24 protein-coding genes are annotated in these 24,664 nt (G+C 56.5%); 9 read left to right on the top strand and 15 right to left on the bottom strand.

Features of this window, described 5'->3' with window-relative positions; all coding sequences use genetic code 11:
* Positions 1–242 precede the first annotated feature (242 nt).
* The 8 genes from era to rpoZ all read right to left on the bottom strand — a co-directional run bounded on the left by era (position 243) and on the right by rpoZ (position 7,466).
* Positions 243–1,184: a GTPase Era gene (gene era / locus QSV77_RS03420; protein WP_080722881.1), complete on the bottom strand. Its 942-nt coding sequence runs from the start codon at positions 1,182–1,184 to the stop codon at positions 243–245.
* Positions 1,185–1,266: 82 nt separating this feature from the next.
* Positions 1,267–1,986, bottom strand: coding sequence for a ribonuclease III (gene rnc, locus QSV77_RS03415; protein ID WP_142839449.1), 720 nt, complete (start codon positions 1,984–1,986; stop codon positions 1,267–1,269).
* Complete coding sequence (gene lepB, locus QSV77_RS03410) at positions 1,983–2,729, bottom strand: signal peptidase I (RefSeq protein WP_046798756.1); 747 nt, start codon at positions 2,727–2,729, stop codon at positions 1,983–1,985. The genes rnc and lepB overlap by 4 nt, the downstream gene beginning before the upstream one ends.
* A gap of 210 nt (positions 2,730–2,939) precedes the next feature.
* Positions 2,940–3,344 carry a holo-ACP synthase gene (gene acpS / locus QSV77_RS03405; protein WP_046798755.1) on the bottom strand — a complete coding sequence of 135 codons (405 nt, stop codon included), beginning with the start codon at positions 3,342–3,344 and terminating at the stop codon, positions 2,940–2,942.
* Complete coding sequence (locus QSV77_RS03400; RefSeq protein ID WP_269698396.1) at positions 3,341–3,919, bottom strand: DUF2062 domain-containing protein; 579 nt, start codon at positions 3,917–3,919, stop codon at positions 3,341–3,343. Before QSV77_RS03400 ends, acpS begins: the two co-directional genes overlap by 4 nt.
* A 443-nt stretch (positions 3,920–4,362) precedes the next feature.
* Positions 4,363–4,509, bottom strand: coding sequence for a hypothetical protein (locus tag QSV77_RS03395; RefSeq protein WP_052679647.1), 147 nt, complete (start codon positions 4,507–4,509; stop codon positions 4,363–4,365).
* A gap of 197 nt (positions 4,510–4,706) precedes the next feature.
* Entirely contained in the window at positions 4,707–6,941 is a 2,235-nt protein-coding gene (locus QSV77_RS03390) for a bifunctional (p)ppGpp synthetase/guanosine-3',5'-bis(diphosphate) 3'-pyrophosphohydrolase (RefSeq protein ID WP_142839446.1), read from the bottom strand.
* Positions 6,942–7,073: 132 nt separating this feature from the next.
* Positions 7,074–7,466: a DNA-directed RNA polymerase subunit omega gene (gene rpoZ / locus QSV77_RS03385; RefSeq protein ID WP_046798752.1), complete on the bottom strand. Its 393-nt coding sequence runs from the start codon at positions 7,464–7,466 to the stop codon at positions 7,074–7,076.
* Positions 7,467–7,858: 392 nt separating this feature from the next.
* Here rpoZ and QSV77_RS03380 point away from each other — a divergent pair, with 392 nt between their 5' ends.
* Both QSV77_RS03380 and QSV77_RS03375 read left to right on the top strand, forming a co-directional pair.
* On the top strand, positions 7,859–8,428 hold the full coding sequence (locus tag QSV77_RS03380) for an NYN domain-containing protein (RefSeq protein ID WP_035218078.1): 570 nt from the start codon (positions 7,859–7,861) through the stop codon (positions 8,426–8,428).
* Between the two features lie 216 nt (positions 8,429–8,644).
* A complete protein-coding gene (locus tag QSV77_RS03375; protein ID WP_271360951.1) occupies positions 8,645–10,144 on the top strand; it encodes a methyl-accepting chemotaxis protein in 1,500 nt (499 codons plus the stop codon).
* 149 nt (positions 10,145–10,293) lie between these two features.
* On the opposite strand, the gene smpB is transcribed toward QSV77_RS03375, so the two are convergent.
* Positions 10,294–10,776, bottom strand: a complete 483-nt coding sequence (smpB, locus tag QSV77_RS03370; protein WP_046798750.1) for an SsrA-binding protein SmpB — start codon at positions 10,774–10,776, stop codon at positions 10,294–10,296.
* 223 nt (positions 10,777–10,999) lie between these two features.
* A complete protein-coding gene (gene dapA / locus QSV77_RS03365) occupies positions 11,000–11,884 on the bottom strand; it encodes a 4-hydroxy-tetrahydrodipicolinate synthase (RefSeq protein ID WP_046798749.1) in 885 nt (294 codons plus the stop codon).
* A 401-nt stretch (positions 11,885–12,285) separates the two neighbouring features.
* Between dapA and QSV77_RS03360 the strand changes: the two genes are divergently transcribed.
* Positions 12,286–14,358, top strand: a complete 2,073-nt coding sequence (locus QSV77_RS03360; RefSeq protein ID WP_302732520.1) for a lytic transglycosylase domain-containing protein — start codon at positions 12,286–12,288, stop codon at positions 14,356–14,358.
* Positions 14,359–14,525: 167 nt separating this feature from the next.
* Here the strand turns inward: QSV77_RS03360 and QSV77_RS03355 are convergent, their stop codons facing one another.
* Together QSV77_RS03355 and QSV77_RS03350 are read right to left on the bottom strand one after the other, a co-directional pair.
* The gene (locus QSV77_RS03355) at positions 14,526–15,593 is read right to left on the bottom strand and encodes a porin (protein WP_302732519.1); all 1,068 of its coding nucleotides are present in this window, start codon (positions 15,591–15,593) and stop codon (positions 14,526–14,528) included.
* A 580-nt stretch (positions 15,594–16,173) separates the two neighbouring features.
* Positions 16,174–17,241, bottom strand: coding sequence for a porin (locus QSV77_RS03350; protein WP_302732518.1), 1,068 nt, complete (start codon positions 17,239–17,241; stop codon positions 16,174–16,176).
* Between the two features lie 615 nt (positions 17,242–17,856).
* Here QSV77_RS03350 and QSV77_RS03345 point away from each other — a divergent pair.
* The 6 genes from QSV77_RS03345 to QSV77_RS03320 all read left to right on the top strand — a co-directional run bounded on the left by QSV77_RS03345 (position 17,857) and on the right by QSV77_RS03320 (position 21,364).
* Positions 17,857–18,498, top strand: a complete 642-nt coding sequence (locus tag QSV77_RS03345; protein ID WP_302732517.1) for a hypothetical protein — start codon at positions 17,857–17,859, stop codon at positions 18,496–18,498.
* Positions 18,495–18,833 (top strand): hypothetical protein, encoded by a 339-nt coding sequence (locus tag QSV77_RS03340; RefSeq protein ID WP_302732516.1) that lies wholly within the window; start codon positions 18,495–18,497, stop codon positions 18,831–18,833. The genes QSV77_RS03345 and QSV77_RS03340 overlap by 4 nt, the downstream gene beginning before the upstream one ends.
* Positions 18,830–19,084: a hypothetical protein gene (locus tag QSV77_RS03335; RefSeq protein WP_302732515.1), complete on the top strand. Its 255-nt coding sequence runs from the start codon at positions 18,830–18,832 to the stop codon at positions 19,082–19,084. Before QSV77_RS03340 ends, QSV77_RS03335 begins: the two co-directional genes overlap by 4 nt.
* Before the next feature lie 495 nt (positions 19,085–19,579).
* Entirely contained in the window at positions 19,580–20,326 is a 747-nt protein-coding gene (locus tag QSV77_RS03330) for a LuxR family transcriptional regulator (protein WP_302732514.1), read from the top strand.
* Positions 20,327–20,400: 74 nt separating this feature from the next.
* Positions 20,401–21,087: an acyl-homoserine-lactone synthase gene (locus QSV77_RS03325; RefSeq protein ID WP_302732513.1), complete on the top strand. Its 687-nt coding sequence runs from the start codon at positions 20,401–20,403 to the stop codon at positions 21,085–21,087.
* Positions 21,080–21,364, top strand: coding sequence for a hypothetical protein (locus QSV77_RS03320; protein ID WP_302732512.1), 285 nt, complete (start codon positions 21,080–21,082; stop codon positions 21,362–21,364). Before QSV77_RS03325 ends, QSV77_RS03320 begins: the two co-directional genes overlap by 8 nt.
* 107 nt (positions 21,365–21,471) lie before the next feature.
* Here QSV77_RS03320 and QSV77_RS03315 read toward each other — a convergent pair whose 3' ends face one another.
* The 3 genes from QSV77_RS03315 to QSV77_RS03305 all read right to left on the bottom strand — a co-directional run bounded on the left by QSV77_RS03315 (position 21,472) and on the right by QSV77_RS03305 (position 24,649).
* Complete coding sequence (locus QSV77_RS03315) at positions 21,472–21,831, bottom strand: response regulator (RefSeq protein WP_302732511.1); 360 nt, start codon at positions 21,829–21,831, stop codon at positions 21,472–21,474.
* A gap of 10 nt (positions 21,832–21,841) precedes the next feature.
* Positions 21,842–23,374: a sensor histidine kinase gene (locus QSV77_RS03310; protein ID WP_302732510.1), complete on the bottom strand. Its 1,533-nt coding sequence runs from the start codon at positions 23,372–23,374 to the stop codon at positions 21,842–21,844.
* Between the two features lie 1,038 nt (positions 23,375–24,412).
* Complete coding sequence (locus QSV77_RS03305; protein WP_302732509.1) at positions 24,413–24,649, bottom strand: hypothetical protein; 237 nt, start codon at positions 24,647–24,649, stop codon at positions 24,413–24,415.
* Between the last annotated feature and the right edge of the window lie 15 nt (positions 24,650–24,664).

Raw genomic sequence — 24,664 nt, 5'->3', positions numbered from 1 at the left:
GATTGCGTCGCGCGCCCCCCTCGAACACACAAAAGCGAAGGGCTTGGGCAACCTCGACGTTCTCGTCGGTTCGCGACATTTCCCGCCCGTCATTCCGGCCTTGAGCCGGAATCCAGTCGACGCGCGTCGGCGCGGCGGGACAACTCTTTTCAGCCCAAGGACTTGGGCTGGCTGGATTCCGGCTCAAGGCCGGAATGACGGAAGCGGGTGTGTTTTCGCATTGCGCATATCGCGCCTGCGCGTTACCCCCGCGGAAATTCCAGTCCCATTTCACGGAAGCGCTCGGGGTCATCGCCCCAGTTCTCGCGCACCTTGACGAACAGGAAGAGATGGACCGGCTGCTCGAGGATTTCCGAAAGCTCCTTGCGCGATGCGGTGGAGATCGCCTTGATCGCATCGCCGTTCTTGCCGAGCGCGATCTTCTTCTGGCTGTCGCGCTCGACATAGATCACCTGCTCGATGCGTACCGAGCCGTCCTTGCGCTCTTCCCACTTTTCCGTCTCGACATGCGAGGCATAGGGCAGTTCCTGGTGCAGGCGCAGGAACAGCTTCTCGCGGGTGATTTCGGCGGCGAGCTGGCGCATCGGCAAGTCGGAAATCTGGTCTTCCGGATAATACCATGGGCCTTCCGGCAGCGCCTCCACCAGATAATCCATCAGGTCTTCGCAGCCCGAACCATTGGTGGCCGAAATCATGAATGTGCGATCGAAAGCCACCGTCTCATTGGCGGCGGCGGCAAGCTTCAGCAGGTCTTCGCGCTTCACCTGGTCGATCTTGTTGAGGCAGAGGATCTTCTTCTGCGGAACGTCCTTCAGGCCTTCAAGAATGGCCTCGGCATCGCCCTTCAGGCCACGCTCGCTGTCGATCAGAAGCAGGATGAGATCGGCATCCTTTGCGCCGCCCCAGGCGGAGGTGACCATGGCGCGGTCAAGCCGGCGGCGCGGCTTGAAGATGCCGGGCGTGTCCATGAAAACGATCTGGGCATTCTTGTGAATGGCGATGCCGCGCATCACGGCGCGCGTCGTCTGCACCTTGTGGCTGACGATCGAAACCTTGGCGCCAACCAGCCTGTTCACCAGCGTCGACTTGCCGGCATTGGTCGGGCCGATAAGGGCCACAAAGCCGGAACGGGTCGGAAGGTTGTTGTCTTCGCCTTCAATGGCGGGGTTTTCGTGATCGGTCATGTTATCCATCAAGGTCAGAGGTATTCAACATGCGGCCCGCGGGTCCGCCATGCGCTCGATTTTGGCACCCTATGGTGGGTGCTCAGTTTTTGGTGGGGCTTTTCTGCCAGACGCCTTCGCGTTCCAGCAATCTGGTGGCCGCCACCTGTTCGGCCGCGCGCTTGGAGCGCTCGACGCCGGTTTCCGGCTTCACACCGGGAATTTCCACCGTCACTGTGAAGCTTGGATCGTGATCCGGTCCGGAGCGATCGTCAACCCGGTAAGCGGGCGTCGTCGCAAATCTGGCATGCGCCCATTCCTGCAACTCGGTCTTGGCGTCGCGCCGCCCGGCATCGACGCGTGTCGCCCGGCTTTGCCAATATTTCAGAACGAACCGGCGGGATGCCTCCAGCCCGCCATCCAGATAGATGGTGGCGATCAGGCTTTCGACCACATCGGCGCGCACGTTCAGCATCGCCTTGCCGGTCAGCTTCTTCACGTCCGACCCGGTGCGGATGAAATTGTGCAGGCCCATTTCGTCACCGATCGCGGCGCAGGATTCGGCACTGACGAGCTGGTTCAGGCGAACGGACAATTCACCTTCGGTGGCATTGCGGAAGGTCGAAAACAGCAGCTCCGCCACGCAGAGGCCGAGGACACGATCCCCTAAAAATTCCAGCCGTTCGTAATTGCCGGCGGCGGCGGAGCGCGCGCTGGCATGGGTCAAGGCCCGGTCCAGCCGGGCCTTGTCCTTGAATTCATATCCGATCAACGCTTCCAGACGCGAAATCTCGTCCGCCGAAAGCGGCTTGGTCTTGCTCATTCCACAACCTTGAAGAGGCGATCCCAACGCATGTTGGCCGGCCATTCCCAAATGCGGCTGAACGGCGTGTCATTGCCCAGCGAGAAGAAGATGACGCTGGCGCGGCCGATCAGGTTTTCTTCCGGCACGAAGCCGACATCGAAGCGGCTGTCGAGCGAATTGTCCCTGTTGTCGCCCATCATGAAATAATGACCTTCCGGCACCAGGAATTCCCGGGTGTTGTCGCCGCGCGAGTCGGGCGACTGGTCAAGCGTGTCATAGGTGACGCCATTATCCAGCGTTTCGCGGAAGACGGGGACATTGGCGCCCGGATCGGCGCGGTAATCCGAGGTGAAGGTGCCGTCTGGCTGCTTCGGCACCGGCTGGCCGTTGATGAACAGCACGCCGTTCGTCACCTGAACGCGATCACCCGGCAGGCCGACCAGACGCTTGATGTAATCCACTTCCGGATTTGGCGGCAGGCGGAACACCACGACATCGCCACGCTTGGGCTTGCTGAATTCCAGAATACGGCCCGAAAACAGGTTCGGCGAGAAGGGCAGCGAATATTTCGAATAGCCGTAGGAGAACTTGTTGACGAAAAGATAGTCACCCACCAGAAGCGTCGGCATCATCGAGCCCGATGGGATCGTGAAGGGCTGAAACAGAACGGTGCGGATGACCATGGCCAGCAGTAGCGCCTGAATGATGACCTTGACGTTCTCCCAGAGGGCGTTCTGCTTCTTCTCAGCTTTTTCGGACACTTAAAGACCTGCCTGATTGTTTCCCGGCTTCTTCGGTTTGACGAAGGCATCGGGGCCGTTGTTTTGTCGTGCCTGCGCCGCATGAAGCAGTCTTCACACAGCCGGCAACGCTTTCATATTTCTGCGACTTCTCTAGAACCTTTCCAGCCCGAAGGGAAGCGCTTCTATGACACGGGTGCAAATAGGCAGCCAATGCGGCCGCACCGGGTCTCAGCCATTCACGGGAAGCGCCTCGATAATCACAAATGCCTGAGCATAAGGGAAATCATCCGTGATCGTCAGGTGGATATTGGCGCGGTGGCCGGCGGGCAGCATGGCCGCCAGCCTTTCCCCTGCCCCATTGGTCAGAAGCATGGTCGGCTTGCCGCCCGGCAGATTGACGACACCCATGTCCTTCCAGAAGACGCCATTCGCAAGCCCGGTTCCAAGCGCCTTGGAACAGGCCTCCTTGGCGGCGAAACGCTTGGCATAGGAAGCGGCGCGGTTCTTGCGGCCGTCGGATTTGGCGCGCTCTATATCGGTGAAACAGCGATGCGTGAAACGTTCGCCGAAACGCTCGATCGACTTTTCAACGCGGCGAATGTCGATCAGGTCGCTGCCCAATCCAATGATCATTTCAACATCTCCAGAGAAGCATTCCTGTTTGCGGCACGGTGGGCAAGATTTTCCATCTTGCGCCGCTGGAAGCCGCTGATCAGGCTATAAACCGCGAAATAGACGATGACCGCGCTGATTGCGGCTGGAAGCAGCGCGCCAACCGTCATGGGCTCCAGCACCGGCGTCCATATCTGCCGGAATTCGAGATGACTGAACAGCGCCACGAAATCCACATGTTCGGCACTTTCCATCTTCTGCCGGCCGAGAATGAAGTGGCCGATCTCCCAGGTGGACGCCCAGATGAAGGGAAATGTCAGCGGGTTGGCGAATGTGGTGCCAAGTGCGGCCGCAACCAGATTGACGCGCGTGAGGAAACCGAGTGCCATGGCTATGAGGATATGAACGCCGAGAAACGGCGTCCAGGCCACGCCGACACCGAGGGCAACACCGGCAGCAACCGAATGTGGAGAGGCGGAAAGCCTGAGCAGACGCAGCTTCATATAGCGCAGCGAACGGGAAAAACCCGTGCGCGGCCAGAAGAGGTCACGAATCTTTTCTGAAAAACCAACGGGTTCACGGCGGCGAAACGGCATGGAGACAGTCTATTTCATCGCTCGGGCGCAGCCAAGAGCATCATAGACGACGCAGGGATTTCTTTTGCATGTGTATTCTCCGCTTCCCTCATTCCGGCCTTGAGCCGGAATCCAGCCGACATGCGTCTGCGCGGCGAGAAGACTCTTTCCCGCCCAAGGACTCGGGCGGGCTGGATGCCGGATCAAGTCCGGCATGACGGACGCGGGATGTCACGAATACAGTGAATATCGAGCCTTCGATATCAGTCCCAATTTAGTGTCGTCTATTGCGACAGGGGACTGAACCGGGATTTTTTGCGGCGTATTGGTCAACCAGTTTGGGATAACCGCTTGAAGCGCGCATTCACATAGTTTTGCAAGATGCAGGGACGAGCGTGCCAACAACAGCCGCACACCCTCCTAGTCTCATACGCATGGCGAAGGGCTGCCATGCGCTGAGCGCATTACCGACGGAACATGCCGCGGTCAATTTCGCGCTGGCGGAACTCGAGGTCGACATTCGATACCGAGCCGCTGAGATATTCGAATTCGCGTTCCTGCGTGGTCTTGCCACGAACGGCACGGGCGATCTTGCGAAGCGGAGTAAACATGATTTTAGGTCCTTTCGGTTTGGGAGTGGCGTTTCTCATCGGTGTAAATCCCACCGGCACACCGCGTTTCCCGTCTTCAATTTCTGAAAGGAAGATAGTCTCAAACCCTGTCTGCGACCAGAGACAGGAAAAGGCCGCTGCCATGCAATGAATGCATAACAGCGGCCTTTTGAGTTACGATGGCGACTAAAAATGCCTCAATCGAAGGCACGTGCCACTGTTGATACGCAGTCGAGATCTTTCAGCTGCGACAGAAGCTGGTTCAGCTGCCGCAGATCCCAGACTTCGACATCCAGCGCCAGTTCGGAGAAGTCAGTACCGATGCGGACCATGTTCAGCCCGCGAATATTGACATCCAGCGTCGCGATCGATTGCGCCACCGAGGCGAGCGTGCCCGGCTCATTCAGCGCATTGATCATCACCCGCGCCATGAAGCGCGACTTGTTGGCCTCATCGAGATCCCAGCGGACATCGATCCAGCGCTCCGGTTCATCATCGAAGCGTTGCAGCGCCGGCGCCTGAATAGGATAGATGGTGATGCCCTTGCCTTTTTCCATGATACCGACGATGCGGTCTCCCGGAACGGCGCCGGCGGCACCGAAATGCACATCGACATTGCCGGAAAGGCCACGGATCGGCAGCGGGTCCGGCCCATCCAGCATCTCGGCCGCGCCATCGTCCTCAAGCACCGAGCGCGACTTGCCTGGGATCTTGAAGACCATGCCGGAAGCGCTGCGCATGTTGAACCAGCCATCGTCGCCGGTCATCTTCACCGTGACGCGCTCATCCTGATAATCCGGATAGACCGCCCGCAGCACATCCAGCGAGGAAACCTCACCGCGACCGACGGCGGCGATGGCGTCTTCAACATCCTTCTGCGCCAGACGATGCAGTACGGGCTTCAGGGCTTCCCGCGAGAAGGCCTTGCCGGCGCGCTCGAAGGTGCGCTCGAGAATACGATAACCGAGGCCGGAATATTGTTTGCGGATGGCCATGCGGGTGGCACGGCGGATGGCCGAGCGGGCCTTGCCGGTCACCACCACCTCTTCCCAAGCGGCCGGCGGCACCTGCACGCCGGAGCGGATGATCTCCACCTCGTCGCCATTGTTGAGCCGGGTGACGAGCGGCATGATCCGCCCGTTGATCTTGGCGCCAACCGTGGTGTCACCGATATTGGTGTGAACGGCATAAGCGAAATCGATGGGCGTCGCGCCGCGCGGCAGCGCAATCAGCTTGCCCTTCGGCGTGAAGCAGAACACCTGATCCTGGAACAGCTCGAGCTTGGTATGCTCGAGGAACTCTTCCGGGCTGTCGCCTTCGGCCAGCGATTCGATGGTGTGGCGCAGCCAGGAATAGGCATTCGATTCCGGCGAGAGCAGATCGCCCTCCCCGTTTTCACCATCCTTGTAGAGCGCATGGGCGGCGATGCCGAATTCGGCGATCTCATGCATGCGCTTGGTGCGGATCTGCAGTTCGATACGCTGGCGCGACGGGCCGACGATGGTGGTGTGGATGGAACGATAGTCGTTCTGCTTGGGTGTCGAGATATAATCCTTGAAGCGGCCCGGCACGACGCGCCAGCGGGTATGCACGACACCCAGCGCCCGGTAGCAGGACGGAATATCATCCACCAGAATGCGGAAACCGTAGACATCGGAAAGCTGCTCGAAGGAAAGCGACTTCGACTGCATCTTGCGGAACACCGAATAGGGCTTTTTCTGCCGCCCTTTGACATTGGCGCCGACCAGACCATTCGCCACGAGAAGCTCGCGCAGCTCGTCCTCGATCTTTTTGATCAGCCCTTCATTGCGCGTTTCCAGTTCCTGAAGGCGGTTCGTCACCGTGCCATAGGCTTCCGGGTTGAGATACCGGAAAGACAGGTCCTCCAGCTCGTCGCGCATATCCTGCATGCCCATGCGGCCGGCGAGCGGCGCATAGATTTCCATGGTTTCCTCGGAAATGCGGCTGCGCTTGTCGGCCGGCATATATTCCATGGTGCGCATATTGTGCAGGCGGTCGGCGAGCTTGACCAGGAGAACACGCACGTCATCGGAAATGGCAAGCAGCAGCTTGCGCAGGTTTTCGGCCTGCTTGGCCTTGCGGGTGACGAGATCGAGTTTCTTGAGCTTGGTCAGCCCTTCCACCAGCCGGCCGATGTCCTCGCCGAACAACTCGTCGATTTCGGCGCGGGTGGCGGTGGTGTCCTCGATCGTATCGTGCAGCAACGCCACCGCGATGGTCGATTCGTCGAGATGCATTTCGGTGAGGATGGCGGCAACTTCCAGCGGATGCGAGATATAGGGGTCGCCATTGGCCCGCTTCTGCTGGCCATGTTTCTGCATGGCATAAACATAGGCCTTGTTCAGCAGGGCCTCATTCGCATCCGGTTTATATTTTTGAACCCGCTCGACGAGTTCGTATTGCCGCATCATGCGATATTCCACAAAAAGAAAGCGCGCCAACCTTGGGGTCGGCGCACAATGCTGCATCAATAGGGATCAGATTATGACGGGAAATATTGACAGACGGTAACCACCGCCCGCCAATGGCGTCATAAACTTAGATCAATAGTCGTCATTTTTTTCCGGCGGCACAAGGCCTTCGATACCGGCCAGCAGTTCTTCTTCCGACATCTGGTCGAAAGTAACGGTTTCCGGCTGGTCGTCGTCTTCGCCATCGGCGCCAGTGGAGGCGGCAAGCGTGACCGGATCGGGCTCGGGCTCGTCCACTTCCACATGCTTCTGCAGCGAATGGATGAGGTCTTCCTTCAGGTCGTCAGGCGACAGCGTCTCGTCAGCGATTTCGCGCAGCGCCACAACCGGGTTCTTGTCGTTGTCGCGGTCAACCGTGATGGAAGAGCCTTGGGAAATCTGGCGCGCACGGTGGCTGGCGAGAAGCACCAGTTCGAAACGGTTGTCTACTTTATCAATGCAATCTTCAACTGTGACGCGGGCCATTGCCTGTCCTTTGCGTGTCGTAATGTCGTGGATCAGAGCGCCGTGCTTTCTTCGGGATGCACAAGGGATGCTCTAACCTATTGAATCTGCGCTTCGTGCCCTGCGAAAAACATTCAGGATTTCTCGCGACGAAGCTTTCCAGCTTCCGATACAGCCATTGGCCGCGGAATTCAAGTTTTTCCTGTCTTTGGCGTCTTTTGGCACCTTATTGCCGATGTTTGGCGTCTGATGAACAAAATGTCTAGAAGAATTGTCTTGGAATACGGGGGAAGGTAGCTTACTTAAAACGCAACGGCGGTGCGCAAAGCTCGTTGATACCACATGTTTTTTTGCGTTATCGACCGGATATAAAAGCCAGATAATGGCCTTTCCAAAAAAAGGAATGGGATGGAATGTTCGATCCACGGGAGAAAATTGCGCTCTTCATAGATGGAGCCAATCTTTATGCAGCATCGAAAAGCCTGGGATTCGATATCGACTACCGCAAGCTCCTTAAGGCGTTTCAGAAGCGTGGATACCTGCTGCGCGCCTATTATTACACCGCATTGATCGAGGATCAGGAATATTCCTCGATCCGTCCGCTGATCGACTGGCTGGATTATAACGGCTACAAGGTCGTGACGAAGCCGGCGAAGGAATTCACCGACGCGCTCGGACGCCGCAAGATCAAGGGCAACATGGATATCGAACTCGCGGTCGATGCCATGGAACAGTCCGAAACGGTTGACCACCTCGTCCTGTTCTCCGGCGACGGCGATTTCACCACGCTGGTGGACGCGCTACAGCGCAAGGGCCGCAAGGTGTCCGTGGTTTCCACCATGGCGACGCAGCCCGCAATGATTGCAGACGATCTGCGCCGGCAGGCCGATCACTTCATCGATCTGATGACGCTGAAGGCAGAGATCGGGCGCGACCCGAACGAGCGCCCTGCCCGGCATGTCGAGAGCCCCGAGACGATCTGATCCCGGTTTTTGCTGCGACAAAACCATCAACGCGTCCGTCCTGAAAAGACGGGCGCGTTTCTCTTTGCGCTCCACCGGCGAGGTAAAAATTCTTTTTAGAATTAACAAACATCAAATTCGGTAAGTCGAAATTATAACTTGGTTAATTTTAGACGTGTCTAAAAGACATAAGGGCACCAACGATATGATTTGGGTGCCAAATCAGGATGTTTAGACATGCATGGCCAAGCAAAAACCGACCGACAGCTCGATGAAAGACTGAATTTTCTGGGACTTGGCCACGAACAGCGGCAAAATCTCTCCGAGATGAAAGGTGTCATCACCGGCTCGCTCGATGCTTCGCTCGACCGTTTTTATGCCAAGGTTCGCGCGGTGCCGGAAACGGCAAAGTTCTTCGCCAACGATGCGCATATCCACCATGCCAAGAGCATGCAGCTGAAACACTGGGCGCGGATCGCCTCCGGCACGTTCAACGACGATTATACCGACGCCGTCACCGCCATCGGCCGCACCCATGCAAGGCTGGGGTTGGAGCCGCGCTGGTATATTGGCGGTTATGCGCTGATGCTTGACGGCATCGTCAAGGCGGTCATCGAATCCGAACTGAAGGGCCTCTTCATGGAGAAGAAGGCCAGGAAGCTGAAGGATGGGCTGTCTGCCACCATCAAGGCCGCTCTTCTCGACATGGACTATTCGATCTCCGTCTATCTCGACGTGCTGGCCGCCGAGCGGCTGAAGGTGGAGGCTGAACAGGCGCAGATGAAGAAGGAACAGGAGCACGTTCTCGAACTGCTCAACAATGCGCTGAACAAGCTGGCCAATGGCGACCTCACCTCCAGCATCACGGAAAAGACCGCACCGCAATTTGAAGGGCTGATCGCCAATTTCAACGCCGCGGTCGGTAATCTTTCCGGCGCCTTTGGGCAGATCGTCGAAGAGGCCAACAAGATTTCCGGCAACACCCGCGAGCTGACCTCTGCGACCGACGACATGGCCCGTAGAACCGAACAGCAGGCCGCCGCCCTTGAGGAAACCGCCGCAGCCGTCGAGGAAATCACCACCATTTCCAAACTCTCGGCGCAGCGCTCTGAAGAGGCGAAGGCCATCGTCGAAAGCTCGGCCGTCGAGGCGGCGCGCTCCCGCGATGTGGTGACGGAAGCCGTCAAGGCGATGGGCGCCATCGAGGAATCGTCACAGAAGATCACCCAGATCATTTCCGTCATCGACGAGATCTCGTTCCAGACCAATCTTCTGGCGCTGAATGCCGGCGTAGAAGCCGCCCGCGCCGGTGAGGCCGGCAAGGGTTTTGCCGTCGTCGCCCAGGAAGTGCGCGAACTGGCCCAGCGTTCGGCCACCGCCGCCAAGGAAATCAAGACGCTGATCGCCAAATCTTCCGACGATGTGATGCAGGGTGTCTCGCTGGTCAACAAGACGGGTGAATCCCTGAATACGATCGGCAACAAGGTGGATCACATTCAGGAACATATCGCCTCGCTGACCAAGGCGGCGCAGGAACAGTCCGTCGGCATTCAGGAAATCAGCGCCGCGATCAACAGCATGGACAATCTGACCCAGAAGAATGCGGCCATGGTGGAAGAAACCAATGCGGCCACGCATAATCTGAGCGATGTCAGCGCCAATCTGGCGGCACTTGTCAGCCGGTTCAGCGTCTCGGCTTCGAGGGCGCATGTCGAGCGGACGTATCGGGCTGCTTAAGCGGCATCAGGCGCTTCCCTCTCCTCATTCCTGTGCTCGTCACAGGAATCCAGTCGACACGCGTCTGCGTGGCGGGGAGAGTCCTTTCAGCCCAAGGACTTGGGCTGGCTGGATTCCTGTGACAGGCACAGGAATGAGGCAGGCAGATTTTAGGCGTTGTTGCCCTTCAGCAGCCGTGACTTCTGCCGGTTCCAGTCGCGTTCCTTCTCGGTCTCGCGCTTGTCGTGCAGCTTTTTGCCCTTGGCGAGCGCCAGTTCCAGCTTCGCGCGGCCCTTTTCGTTGAAATAGACCTTCAGCGGCACCAGCGTCATGCCATCGCGGTTGATACCGGCCCGCAGGCGGCTGATTTCGCGTTTGCTCAAAAGCAGCTTGCGGCGGCGGCGCGGCTCGTGATTGAACCGGTTGGCCTGCAGATATTCCGGCAGATGGGAATTGATCAGCCATATTTCATCGCCCTCATCCGAGGCATAGGATTCGGCAATATTCGCCTTGCCTTCGCGCAGCGACTTGACCTCGGTGCCGGTCAGCACGAGGCCTGCCTCATAGGTGTCGATGATTTCGTAGTTGAAGCGAGCCTTGCGGTTTTCCGCAACGATCTTGTTCACCACGCGCTGGCTGCCTTTGGGGGCCATGATATTTCAATCCCTTGTTTTTCTTATTGCGCCGCAGCCTGCCGGCCGGAGCGGTTTTCGAGATATAGTTCCTGCTTTTCCGCACGTCTTTGTCCCAAAACCGGTGCCCACTTTTGGGAGACATGCTCTATTTAGTATCGTCGCCGTAAAAAGAAAAGGCGCGCGGAACCCCTTCTGTCGCGAAGCGGACCCATTGCGCGCCTTTAAGGCTTTCAGGCGTCTCTCAGTTCATCAGGCCGGCATGTTTCAGCGCCGCGTCGATGGCTGCTTCGGTCGCCGGCTCCAGAGTGCTCATCAAGGGGGAACGGACCCGGCGGTTGCCGCCCCGTGTCTTCGACAGCGCATATTTCGTGCCGCAGACACCGGGCTCCATGAAGATCGCCTTGTGCAGCGGCATCAGGCGATCCTGATACTCCAGAGCCTTGGCGTAATCGCCTGCCAGCATCGCCGCCTGGAATTCCGAACAGAGGCGCGGCGCCACATTGGCCGTAACCGAAATGCAGCCGACACCGCCATGGGCGTTGAAACCGAGTGCCGTGCCATCTTCGCCCGAGAGCTGGATGAAATCCTTGCCGCAGGAAATGCGCTGTTCGGAAACGCGGTCGAGCTTGCCCGTCGCATCCTTGACGCCGACGATGTTCTTATGCGCCTTGACCAGCGCACCCATGGTTTCCGGCGACATGTCCACTACCGAGCGCGGCGGGATATTGTAGATGACGATCGGCAGTTTCACCGCTTCGGCAACAGCGGAGAAATGGGCAAACAGGCCCTTCTGCGTCGGCTTGTTGTAATAGGGCGTCACCACCAGCAGCGCATCCGCGCCGGCTTCCTGCGCGTGCAGCGCAAGCTCTATTGCTTCATCGGTATTGTTGGAGCCTGCGCCCGCAATGACCGGAACCCGTTTCGCCGCAACCTCGATGCAGAGTTCAACGACCCGTTTGTGCTCGTCGTGGGAAAGCGTCGGGGATTCCCCCGTCGTACCCACGGGCACAAGGCCCTTGCTGCCTTCGGCGATCTGCCATTCCACATGGGCGGCAAAGGCCTGTTCGTCCACGGCACCATTGTCCGTGAACGGAGTAATGAGGGCGGGAATTGATCCCTTGAACATGCAAAGCTCCTGGCGCCGAGCCGGTTCATGCTTCGGCCGCATTCGATGGTTAAAACCGGCACACATTAGTGCCAGCCCTTGGCGCCGACAAGCGCAAAGGCAGCCTATTTTGTCCGAAATTGTCGGAAGTGTGACAGTCCGGAAACGTCACACCACAGTTAAAAAATCGCGGCGGTGAAATTGCAGGCCGCTCGCGGGCCGGTGAATAAAAGTTGATGGGATTGCGCGGGGGGCGGTTAAGGTTTCGTTAATCTCAATCTCCGTAGATTCAATGCAGAACACGAGAGCGGAATACGAGGCGAGGCCTTGAGCGATTTACGCAATCCCGCTGCAATGAAACGACAATACAAGAACGACAGTACAAGAAGGTCGATTGTTTCCGTCTGGCGATGAAGAACGGTATGAAAAAAACAGTTTGGGGATTGATGGCGGCGGGCCTTGCCGCAACCGTTTGGAACGCGCTGGCCGGGCCGCTGCCGGAAGGTGCGGTGCCGCTTCCCTATGTGAAGCCGAATGCGCCGACCGTTCCCGCCTTCATGCCCGCCTCACCCGAAATCACTGGCGCCATACCGCGCCTCAACCGCCCCGATGATGCAGCCCAGCTGAAGGCCGGCCTCGACGCGCTTTCCAGCCGCGATGCGACGCGGGCGATTGCGTTGCGCAACGCCATGCCGACCGGCAGCCTGGACCGGCATATTCTCAGCTGGGCAATTGCCGTTTCCGGCCAGAAGGATGTGCCTTCATCCGAAATTGCCGCCGCCCAGCGCGAGCTTTCCGGCTGGCCGGGTGCCGCCACCCTGCGGGCCAATTCTGAAAAAGCGCTTTATCGCGAAGATCCACCGGTACCCCAGGTGCTCGCCGCCTTCGGCAGCAGCCGGCCGGAAACGGCCGAGGGCACCGTCGTTCTCGCCAAGGCACTCGCCTCCTCCGGCAAGGTGGCGGACTCCCAGCGCCTCATTCGCCAGCTCTGGGTCAGCGAAGGCATGGACAAGGACATGGAAGACCGTGTTCTTGCCGAGTTTCCCGCCTATCTGACGCCCGCCGATCACAAGGCGCGCATGGATTATCTGATGTATCGCAGCCGCATCGGCCAGGCGAAGCGTTTCGGCGATCTCGGCAAGGCGCAGTCGCTTTATAATGCATGGGCCGCCGTTCTGCAGCGATCCGCCACTGCCGGCGCATTGCTGGGCAAGGTTGACGCCAATTGGCGCAGCGATCCCGCTTTTCTCTTCGCGCGCATAGAAAACCTGCGCAACCAGCAGAAATATCCTGAAGCGGCCGCCCTTCTTCGGCAGGCCCCCAAAGAGGCGGCCAAACTCGTCAATGCCGGCGAGTGGTGGAATGAGCGGCGTATCATCGCACGCGGCCTTGCCGATCTCGGCGATTTTGCCGAAGCCTATCGCATCGTCGCCAATCATTCGGCCACCTCGCCCGTCGATATCGCCGATGCGGAGTTCCATGCCGGCTGGTATGCGCTGAGAGCGCTGCGCGATCCGGCGGCAGCTTCACGTCACTTCGACACATTGTTGCAGACCTCGAACCGGCCGCTTTCCGCCTCGCGTGCCTATTACTGGCTCGGGCGGTCGGCGGAAGCGGGCGGACCGGGCAATGCCCGTGACTTCTTCACCAAGGCTGCGGCCCACCCCGGCACCTTTTATGGCCAGCTGGCCGCCGCACGAATCGGCACCACGACGCTGAACGTCACCTATCCGAGCCCAAGCACCGGTGACCGGGAACGCTTTGCCGGTCGTGAGGCCGTGCGCGCCATCGACCGGCTGGAGGCGGCCGGTTATGGCTGGCGGGCCGACAGTCTTTACCGCTCGCTGGCCGACCAGCTGGACAGCCCCGGCGAGCTTGCCATTCTGGCGGCAAGGGCGGAAGGCAACGGCAATCATCAGGTTTCGCTGCAGATCGGCAAGACGGCCTTCAGCCGCGGCATCGATGCGGCAGCACTTGCCTACCCGCTCGGCGTCATTCCCGCCAGCGCCAATATTGCCGGCTCCGGCAAGGCGCTCGCCTATGCCATCGCCCGGCAGGAGAGCGCCTTCAACCCCTCCGCCGTCTCCGCTGCCAATGCCCGCGGGCTGCTGCAATTGCTGCCGGGAACCGCCAAGGGCGTGGCGGGGCGCCACGGCCTGCCCTACACACAGGCAATGCTGACCAGCGATGCCGGCTACAACGCCACGCTCGGCGCCCATTATCTTGGCGAGCAGATCGACAGTTTCGGCGGTTCCTACATCCTCACCTTCATCGCTTATAATGCCGGTCCGAAACGCGTGCCGGAATGGATTGCCCGCTACGGAGATCCGCGCGGCAAGCCCATCGATGAGGTGGTGGACTGGATAGAACGCATCCCCTTCCCTGAAACACGCAATTACGTGCAGCGGGTGATGGAGAATTATCAGGTCTACAAGACCCGGCTTGGACAACAGGCCGATATTGTCGATGACCTGCGCCATGGGCGTGCGGGGTAAACCGGTATAACCGGCGAAGGTCATCCCAGAGCATTCGAGCACCGGCTGGCCCGGTGCTTTTTTTATTTTCCAGACCCGAGTAGCGCACGCTTCGATGTGTGAAGCATTCAAACGAAAAACCCCGGCATTTCTGCCGGGGTTTCCATCACTGACAATGTCAGATCAGATTAGAACGTGCGCTGAAGGCGAACGAAACCAACCCAGCTGTCGCCAGCGCCCGTGTCGACACCCTCGGTGCCGTCAACGTCCTGGTAGTTAACTGCAACCTTGGCATCCAGACCCTGGGTGATCTTGTAGTCAACCGTCACACCAGCGCGCCATGCGTCGCGATTGCCGGTGAAATCGTTGTCAAGACCGATGTCGACCGTGCCGAGGTACTGAGCAGCAGGCGTAATGGTCAGCTTGTCAGTTGCCTTGATGGCGTATTCAGCAGCAACTGCCCACTCGGACTCTTCGTAGTAGTAGTTTGCGCCAGAAGCCCAAACGCCGGAGAGGCCGAAGGTGCCGGGACCGATGTCAGCATAAACGATAGCGCGGATTGCGCCGTTTTCCTGGTCGGTGTCGTAGGAGCCGAGCAGGTTGGCGGTAACCGCACCAAACTTGGCGCCGATGATGCCGCTTACGCCAACATTGTTCGAGCGTTCAAACGATCCACCCTTTACGAAGTCACCAGAGATGTTGGAAACATCACGGCCGGCATCCAGTTCTTCAACGCTGATACCTGCGTAGAACGAACCAGCGTCGTAGGTGTAACGCAGAGCGTTGCCACGAGTGGTGTTCGAAGACAGGATATCGGTTTCGCCGGAGAGATCGTCATCCCACCAGGTGTACATGTAACCGACCTTCAGGCCGCCGAGCTCGATGAAAGCCTGGTCGACGTTTACGCCGCGGCTGGAGTCGTTGCTGGCCTGGCCACGAAGACCGATGTAACCACGCAGAGCGCCGAGTTCGGTGTCGGTGCGGGTGTCGATGTTGAACTGGGCGCGGGTGAACGAGTTCCAGTCAGACGTACCGGACTGATCACGGCCGAAGTCGGTCTGGAAACGGATGTAACCGTCGAACTTCAGGCAGGTTTCTGTGCCGGGGATGTAGAAGAAGCCGGTGCCGAAAGCGTCGCAAACGCGAACGTATTCGAGGGGCTCGGGCTCAGCAGCGACAATAGCGTCGGCAGCGTGAGCGCCCGATACTGCTGCGAGAGCTGCAGCGGAGCCGATGAGAAGGCTCTTGATGTTCATGGTTGACCTCCAGTCAAACGCTTAATCTTCGTAAGCAGCCAGTGGGAAACACATATAAATGCGTGCCGCTTATGAAGCTGATTAGAGCCAAAACCGGACGGAGAGGCAATCGCAATCATGACAAGAGGAAGACAGTAAGGTGTCCTTAGTTTTTAGATGTTGCGAAATAGCTACAATTCTAACAGACAGGCCCACGTTTCTTAATGAATCGTTAATAACCAATGGTTTTCAGACACTTAATAAGCTTGCGGGTTAATCCGCCGGCGGAAAGCTCCGTTCGCCGCCGAATTCCTGACATAACCGGGCCACAGCAAAATGTCCGAAAAGCGATTGCACCTGGCAAGGAAAGGTCTTTTTTCTCCGACAAAGAATCGACTCGGGGGCGATTGTTCAGTTTCCGTTTTTTGGCGACTCAGCCGCCGAACGTTCAACGAATCAGCAAATGATGCCGAGCAGCAACCGGAGTGCAGAACCAAAGGACGCCTGTCCCCGTTCTCCTGCGTTTCCCTTTCAGTCTTGCTCAAACGAAAAAGCCCGGCATCTCTGCCGGGCTTTCCATCACTGACAATGTCAGATCAGATTAGAACGTGCGCTGAAGGCGAACGAAACCAACCCAGCTGTCGCCAGCGCCGGTGTCAACACCTTCGGTGCCGTCGACGTCCTGGTAGTTAACCGAAACGAGCGTGGAGAGGCCGTCAGTGATCTTGTAGCCAACAGCTACACCAGCGCGCCATGCATCGCGATCGCCAACCCAGTCGTTGTTAGCGCCAAGATCGATCGTGCTGAAGTACTGAACGCCGGGGGTGATGGTCAGCTTGTCGGTTGCCTTGATTGCGTATTCAGCAGCAACCGTCCACTCGGACTCTTCGTAGTAGCGGTTTGCGCCAGAAGCCCAAACGCCGGAAAGGCCGAGGGTACCGGGGCCGATGTCAGCCGTTACGATAGCGCGGACTGCGCCTTCTTCAGCGTCGGTGTCGTAGCCGCCGAGCAAGTTGGCCTTAACAGCACCGAAGTTAGCACCGATGATACCGGATACGCCAACGTTGTTAGCACGTTCGAACGAACCGCCCTTCAAGAAGTCTGCGGAGATGTTGGAGTCGCCACGCGGGCCTTCCAGCTCTTCAACAGCAACGCCTACGTAGAACGAGCCAGCGTCATAGGTGTAACGGATAGCGTTCAGACGGGTAGCGTTCGAAGAAAGGCTATCAACCTCGCCAGAGAGACCATCATCCCACCAGTTGTAGTAGTAACCAACCTTCAGGCCGCCGAGTTCGATGAAAGCCTGGTCGACAACAACGCCACGGCTGGAATCATGGCTAGCTTGGCCACGAAGACCGATGTAGCCGCGCAGAGCGCCAAGTTCGGTGTCGGTACGGGTGTCGATGTTGAACTGGGCGCGCGTGAACGAGTTCCAGTCAGAAGTGCCAGACTTGTCACGACCGAAGTCCGTCTGGAAACGGATATAACCGTCGAACTTCAGGCAGGTTTCGGTGCCGGGGATGTAGAAGAAGCCGGTGCCGAAAGCGTCGCAAACGCGAACGTATTCGAGGGGCTCAGGCTCAGCAGCGACGATAGCGTCAGCAGCCTGGGCGCCGGATACTGCTGCGAGAGCCGCAGCGGAGCCGATCAGAAGGCTCTTGATGTTCATGGTTGACCTCCAGTCAAAGTTTTTAAAAGGGTCTGGGTTCTTTCGCTGAAGGACAGCATTCCCTGCCCCATTCCCGTGTTCTTAGAAGCCAAACGATCCACCGCCTCGCTTCTGGTCGTGAAAATACAAAAGGTTTCGCCGCTTGCAATCGCGAACGTCCGATAAATAGCATTTACGTATATGCTTCATTTCGGTTTGTTGCGGAAACAACACACAGTGCCACAGCGACCGACAGAGGCTTTTACAATACGTTAAGAATTTCCTTGAAAATCCGTTAGTTAGCGCAGTTAACAAGGTCTTTCTAAATCACTGGCCTTTTCAGTGATGCGTTGCTCTGCCGGCGGCATGTGGGAGAAATTTTTGCTTTGATCTATCGTGGCACATGACACCACGCGGATGCATCTGTCAGCAAACGGCAGGAAAAACCCTCCGTCCGACGACTGATTCACCTGATAACGATTCGAGCAGCGGAAGATGTCGGCGATTTGGCAAACTGATTTGCTCTCAGCGCCGGCTGCACCTTGTTGACGCAGGCGCTTTCCTTTTGCGCTTCCGTCCTGGCGATCTCGCCATTGCGGCCGCTCCTCTGCCCGCCTGCAGGATGCCCGGGCCGAATTGCGCGATGCAAAGGACGCGCTGGAGTGGATCGCTGACGAATGGCGTCATCTATGGCCTCTGGCACCCGAAGAACTGTTGCTGGGGGCAAACGCTCACAATTGGGGGCGTTCGGATGGCGCTGAAAGGGATATTCTCGGTCGGTTCCTTGTAAGGGACACAACCCTTCTGAACGACAGGTTCAGCAAGAAGCAACAGCAGGAATATCCGAAGACGTGTTTCTTCGTGATGACGCCAGAAGAGGTGGAAGAGACCCTTGACACGCTGCGCAACCGTAAGCCGGGCGGAAAAAGCGAGAAGACGCTAGCCAAATCCCGTGCGTCCTTGGATGCTGCTATCGAACGGTTCGAACGCAAACTGGTTCTGGCGCAGGAATACGAGACAAATACCGCCATCCTGCGCGAGACTGCTGGCGTTGATGCTGCGAAACAGCGCATCAAAGAGGCCGAGACCCGTGTGGCCTTTATCAGCTCTAAAATCTCAAAAATACCGGCGTTCACTCACGAGGGCTTGGTGATCAAGGCTGCCGCCATCAGCGCCAGCGGCATTTTCGAAGCCTTGCGGCGAAGCGAGGGGGTCATTCCTGAGATGGCCCGTTTCATCGAACAGGTGATTGCCATGGGCGGGAGGGTTTCAGCATGAAGCCCCTTCAACCATTCGTATTCGATCCCGAGCCGTTTCAGACGCAACTCATTGAGCTTGAAACACTTCTTGCTCTCATCAGTGAACACCGCGCCACGCTCGATGCTTCCGAAGCCATTACAGCGGAGGAATTTGACGAGGCCGGCGGCGGCGAAATAGGGCAAAAGGAAGTTGCGCTCCTCATGCAGGTGGCATCCTTCCCAGCCTTTTCAGCCGAAGCCATTCTTTTAAAGGGCCGCTATCTGGCAGCGCTGCATGCCAATCATGCCCTCGGCTTCGAGTTTGCGGAGGCTTTCGTTGAAAGCTTTGCTGCTCTTGGGAGGAATTCTGCATGAGCAAGATTTCTCGAAAGCCTGTCCTGCCGTCCTCGCTCTCTTCGCAACTGCTGAACGGGACCGCTGCCGCTGATGAAATCCAGCAGGTAGCCGATTATCTGGCTGACCTTACCCTCCCCCTCCACAATTGTTGTTTGCGCAGACCGCGACTGCTGTGCCGACTAGCGCGACTGCAACCAAAGCCGCTGCTGCAGCATCCTGGTTCTTCACCATTTCTGGACATTGATAAAACTGCACGCCCCGCCGGCTGAGTTCTTTAGCGAGGTCCTGCTGGAACGCTGGATCTTGGCTCTGCAAGTAGGTCCTACAGAGCGTCGGCTTATCGATCGATTTTGGATTAGCGTTGAACGCTTCCCGCGAAGTGGTGCATGCGCTCAAGGCACACGAAATCAACAGGGCGACAAGCACCCGCAAATAAAAAATTGTCAAGAAAGCCCCCAATAACGTCCCCACAGCAACAAAAACACGCGAAGAGATTAGAGTCGAGCCTACTCAACCAGAATTTTTAGTAGGACAACGAAAAAGAGGAGGCATAGGTCACGCGCTCATTGCTTCTGAGAAATCGCGGTGGCTGAATTGCCGGCCAATCGATTATTTTCGGCCATCAATCGCACTATCTCCAGAGCAGCTTGAGCGTTTGTGCCTTTACAGAATTCGGATCGGGCTCTTTGAAGCAATAGTTTTATAATTGCTTTGTCGTACAACATTGTTCATTTCCGTAAGACGTTATTTGCAGTGAGCGCAACATGAATACGCACGATAGGCAGCAGGCCGCCAACGTCATGTTTGACTTTATTACAGCAATGACTGCGGCCAGCGATACGAACGCTATCATTAATGACCTGTCGAAAGTCTCCAATACCTTTGGCCTCGATTGTTTCGCAATTTCCGGAATCCCCTTACCCGGGGAAAAAATCGATAGATACGTTCTGCTAAGCGCGTGGCCGGAAGGCTGGTTTGAGCGTTATGTTGCAGAAGACTACGTCCACATCGATCCGGTGATTTACCAGAGCAAGATTTCGGACAGCGCTTTTGTTTGGTCAGAAGAGTTGGGTGGGAAGCCTATCCGACGTGAAGCCAAGAAGCTGATGAACGAAGCATCCGAGTTCCGCATGATTGATGGCTACAGTGTGCCGCTGCACATGCCGGGTGCACTTCAGGCTATCGTCACATTTGGCGCGGAAAAAATCGACCTCTCGACAGAGGCAAAAGGCGTCCTCCACATCGTCGCCATTTACGCCCACAACCGCCTCAGAGCGCTTTTGGAGCAGCAAATCGGCGCTGGTAAAAAGGATGCTCCCTATATTACGCAGCACGAACGTGACGTAATTCGCTGGTGCGCTGAAGGCAAGACCAACTGGGAAATAGGGCAGATTCTCGGGCGTTCAGAAAAAACAGTTCAGCATGAACTTCACAACGCCCAGCGGAAGATGAATTGTGTCAATCGTGCGCAGCTCATAGCCGAAGCCATCCGCACAGGTATCATTCGCTGACAATAGGCAGAACGGCCTATTTACCCAAAGGCGCGCTGCATTATCCCTACCCCTGTAAATTTGTGGGGGGTTTAATGCTTCGATATTTCAAAGGTTCATGTCTCCAGGCATCCGGCTTTGCCGAAAGGGTGTGGGAGTTCCGTCACCGACATTTTGTCGAGCGATTTGGGTGGGAGGCGCTTCGAAAAACGGATAGCCGAGAAATCGACATCTTCGACACGGATGAGGCCGTTCATCTCGTTTTGGAAGACGCAGGCGTCGTTTTAGGCTATTCGCGTTTGCTGGCCACCAGCGAGCCGCATCTTCTTTCCGATGTTTATCCCGAAATTATGAGTGGCAGCGATTATCCGCGTCAGGCAAATGTTTATGAATGGACACGATGCGTAGCGGAGCCCGGTGCTAGCCTTTGCGGTGTCGAAGCGTCTCATATGCTGCTAGCTGGCGTTGCCGAATTCTGCCTCAGTGCCGGCATCGAAGCCCTGATTGTTGAAACGCATCCGAAGCTGGTAAACCTGCTCGTGTCCAATCTCTGGGATGTGACACCCCTTGCAGTGCCGATAGTTTACGATGGAGCTCTTGTGGTTCCGATCCATGCTGTTCCGTCTGCTGCCGCCTTGGTATCTCATCACCGCGGCGCGCGCATTAACGGCAGTGTTCTGGAGTTGGATGCGGACACCTTAAACCCAACTAATCGAAATTATCTCAAGGCGTTTGTCGATCATGCTCATGCCGTGGAGACTGCGGAGGTGTATTATGCATAACCCTCTAACTGAGAATGCGGTTGCCCAGTACATTGCTGAGCAAACAGACGAATTGATATCTCTGGTAAGTGCTTGCCCTTCGAGCGAGCGAATCCAGTTTCTCGTCTACCTTCTGGACATGGTCCGTTCACAGGCGAAAGAAATCTATGATACGACGCCGAAGCCAGTGCCGACGCTCGTTTATTCGACGGAAAAGAACCATTCCGGTCAAAAACCGTCAGTGCGGCAGCAGTCCCGCAAGGTTCGCAATACCAAGTGCGAGGGCGACAATGTTTAAAATGATGAGGCCGATAAGCGTCGCTTTCAGTGCCATTTTGGAACCGTTATATTGCGTTGCGTGTTGCCGTCAGGTTTTGCAGGGCGACATCCGTCAGAATAGAACGTCTACGTAGGCATTCGTCGAATCTCGCCGATAACCTCATGTTCCCTGTACGGCTTCGAGAAGAATTTGCTGCCCGCAGGAAGGCTTTCTTCAGAGGGTGTCATATGACCAGACGTAATGATTATGTGGAGCGGCGGCCATCGATCCCGGACAATGGCGGCCAACTTCATACCATCCATGCCGCGAGGCATATCTACGTCTGTGAAGACAACGGAAATATCTGTTCGCTGCTCTAGAATCTCGATGGCTTCAATAGCGTCTCTGGCCTCTATAACCTCGAAACCCTCTTCCTCGAACATGTCCACGGCTGCCATTCGCAAAAGAGGCTCGTCCTCAACTACGAGGATTTTCTGCATTGGCATGTTCGGTTCCTTAAGACGCCTGCACCTGTAACAGCGGCGCTTTGAATTCTGCACTAAAGCCTGAATGTTCGTAACTCAGGCGAACACCCCCGGTTCCTACCAGACCCATATTTATTAATTTGGTACCAAACCCTTTTCGCGTTGGTTCAATAGCGGGGGGGCCATTCAATTCCCTCCAAGAGAAAACCAAATTCTCCGATCCTTCTATTAGCGTGACTACATCCCAACTGGCGGATACGCTGCCTTCTGGAACAGAGAGAGCGCCATACTTCAAGGCGTTCGTGGCAAGTTCGTGCAGTATTAGCGATAGAGAAAGTGTTGCGCTTGGACCAAGATTGACGGTTGGACCCTCAAGCTGGAACCGCGCACTATCGGTGAAAGTGCCCATAACAGAAGAAACGACGTCGAGGAGTTTTGCTTCGGTCCAGTTCTGCTGAAGGAGAACATTGTGCGCGGTCGACAAAGCGTGAAGTCTTTTGGTGAAAGCATCCACGGGCTCTCGCTGCGTTATGGGGCGCAATGTCTGAGTGGCAATCGCTTGAATCATCGCGAACATATTCTTCATGCGATGGTTAAGCTCTTGATTAAGAAGCATCTGCGCGTCTTCGGCACTCTTTTTTAAGCGCGCAGCGTTCTTGCGCTCTGTGCTATCGGCAAAAAGAATACCGACTCGCTTATCAGTAGGCTCGCCCACCCTGAAAGCGTGTACATCAAACCAACGTCCATCAAGTTCTTTTGCATAGTGTTCGAAGCGTGTAGGCTCACCGGTCTGAGCTACGCGGCCGTAAATCTCAAACCAATGCTCCTCGTGGTTTGGAGCCAGATCACGCATCCATTTGCCGTGGGCGTCGGTAAGTCCTGTCTGGCTGGCAAACGCAGGGTTGATCTCGATAAAGCGGTAGTCAACTGGACGCTCACCGTCGAATTTCAGTTCGACAATACAAAAGCCGTCTTCAATGGCTTCGAACAGCATCCGATATTGGGTGTCTGAAGCGCGCCTCTGGATATCATGGTCATTCCGCAGTTTGATCGCCTCGTTGCGGGCGTGAATGGCGTGCTTCAACTCCAGTTGCGTCATAACCTGCCGCGCAAGATTACGAAGACCTTCGGCTTGCTGAGCATTTAACCCTTCAGGCCGCGGCTTGTTGTCGATAACGCAGAGGCTACCAATCGCATTTCCCGCTTCATCCCGGAGGGGCGCCCCGGCATAGAAACGAATATGCGGCTCGCCCGTGACCAAGGGATTTTTGTCCGTCCTCGGATCTTCTGTAAGATCGGGTATGATCAGGATATCGCGCTCGACCAGAACATAAGCGCAGACGGAACTGTCTAAATCTGTTTCGCAGGGTTCAAATCCGACCTTCGCCTTGAACCATTGCCGAGTTCCACTGACGAGGCTGACCAATGCGACGGGCGTATCACAGATAAGACAGGCGAGCGATACGATATCGTCGAAACCCTGTTCTGGTGACGTATCGAGTATCGCAAAATTGTCGAGGACCGCGAGCCTCGTCTTATCGTGAACATAATCAGGAAGGGTCAATTCTGGCCTACATAAGAACTATCATAAGTTAGGACGATGGCATTTCTTTTCATGAATTAAAACACCTGGGATTTAAAGCGAAATTACAATGCATCCGCGTCATGCGATACCGATTACATCACTCACCTCGGCAATTTTGCAATCGTGACGTAAGAGCCGCCTCTCGTGGCTAAGTATGGGAAGAAAACGCATGTTCCGGCTTTTTTTGCGTCAGTCTATGGGGCTGAAAATACCGGCTCCCGCTTTTTTTGACTCAGTATGCGCGGTAGGAAAACGTAGCTTCCGGCTTTTTTCCAGTCAGTCTAGAACCTGAAGAAACCTGAAGTCGCAAGCATTCCCAGACACCGGCTGAGTTTTCCTCAGGATTGGGGAAAATGAGTGAAGGCATACCGGAAGCCTAGTTCCGTTTCCTGCTGTCGCACTGTCAAATGTAGATATCCAATCCCCATTGGGGGACGTATCCGAATGCTCACAAAAATTGATGCGGTTGCATTCATCCATCATCATGCGTTATGAGTGCGCAGCAACCACGGATGAACTGGCGCAAGAGGATTGGCCGGCCGTTATGGGTGCGGCCTTTTCTTTTGGCTCATAACCCTGTGTGCATTCTCACCCTTCTGCCGACAACTTGATAAAACTTCAGTTCGGCGTCCGATTTCCAGCCGTGGCTTGAAACGATTTTCCAAGGGGACCTAGCAAAACCTGACTTTTGTCCGGGAATTTTCGCCGGGAGCGATGCTAAGAAATGCTAAGGTTAGAAGCGGGATTTGCCGCTACTAAAATTTCAGTAAGCGCCCCGCCGTGGGGCGAGTGTGCGGCTGAACACGTCTAAAGTAGACACCGAATAGATCGGCATTCCGCACTCAGCATTCCGGACCAAGTACGCTCGCGCACGCGAGGCTTTGAATTTAATCAAAATAAATCAAACCGGCTTTGCATCGCTGCGATGCAAAGTGATTGTCGCCGGATTTGGCAAAACTCCGAATAACGGAGGTTTGGAACACCCCATGACCACCACCGAGCAAGTGCGGAAGAGTGTTATAGGTACGAATTAATTGTTGGCATCTCGTTGCCCTCGGCAGCAATCGCTTTCGCCCTATCGAGAATAGCCCGACGGTTCGGGACATTCGAAGCTCGGATCGTCTCAAGTGCCGTGCCTGTGATCCGATATCGCCCGCAGTCGTCGCAGATGATTTCAGCAAAATCACCCATGCGTGGAAGCGCTTCTTCCGCAGGCTTATCGCACACCGGGCAGTTGTCATTCGTCCAGTTCATCTCGTCCCCCCAAGG

The organism is Agrobacterium sp. V1, assembly GCF_030518355.1.
Lineage (GTDB): Bacteria > Pseudomonadota > Alphaproteobacteria > Rhizobiales > Rhizobiaceae > Agrobacterium > Agrobacterium cucumeris.
Note: the sequence above shows the minus strand (reverse complement) of the source record. Positions and strands in the feature narration are given on the sequence as shown.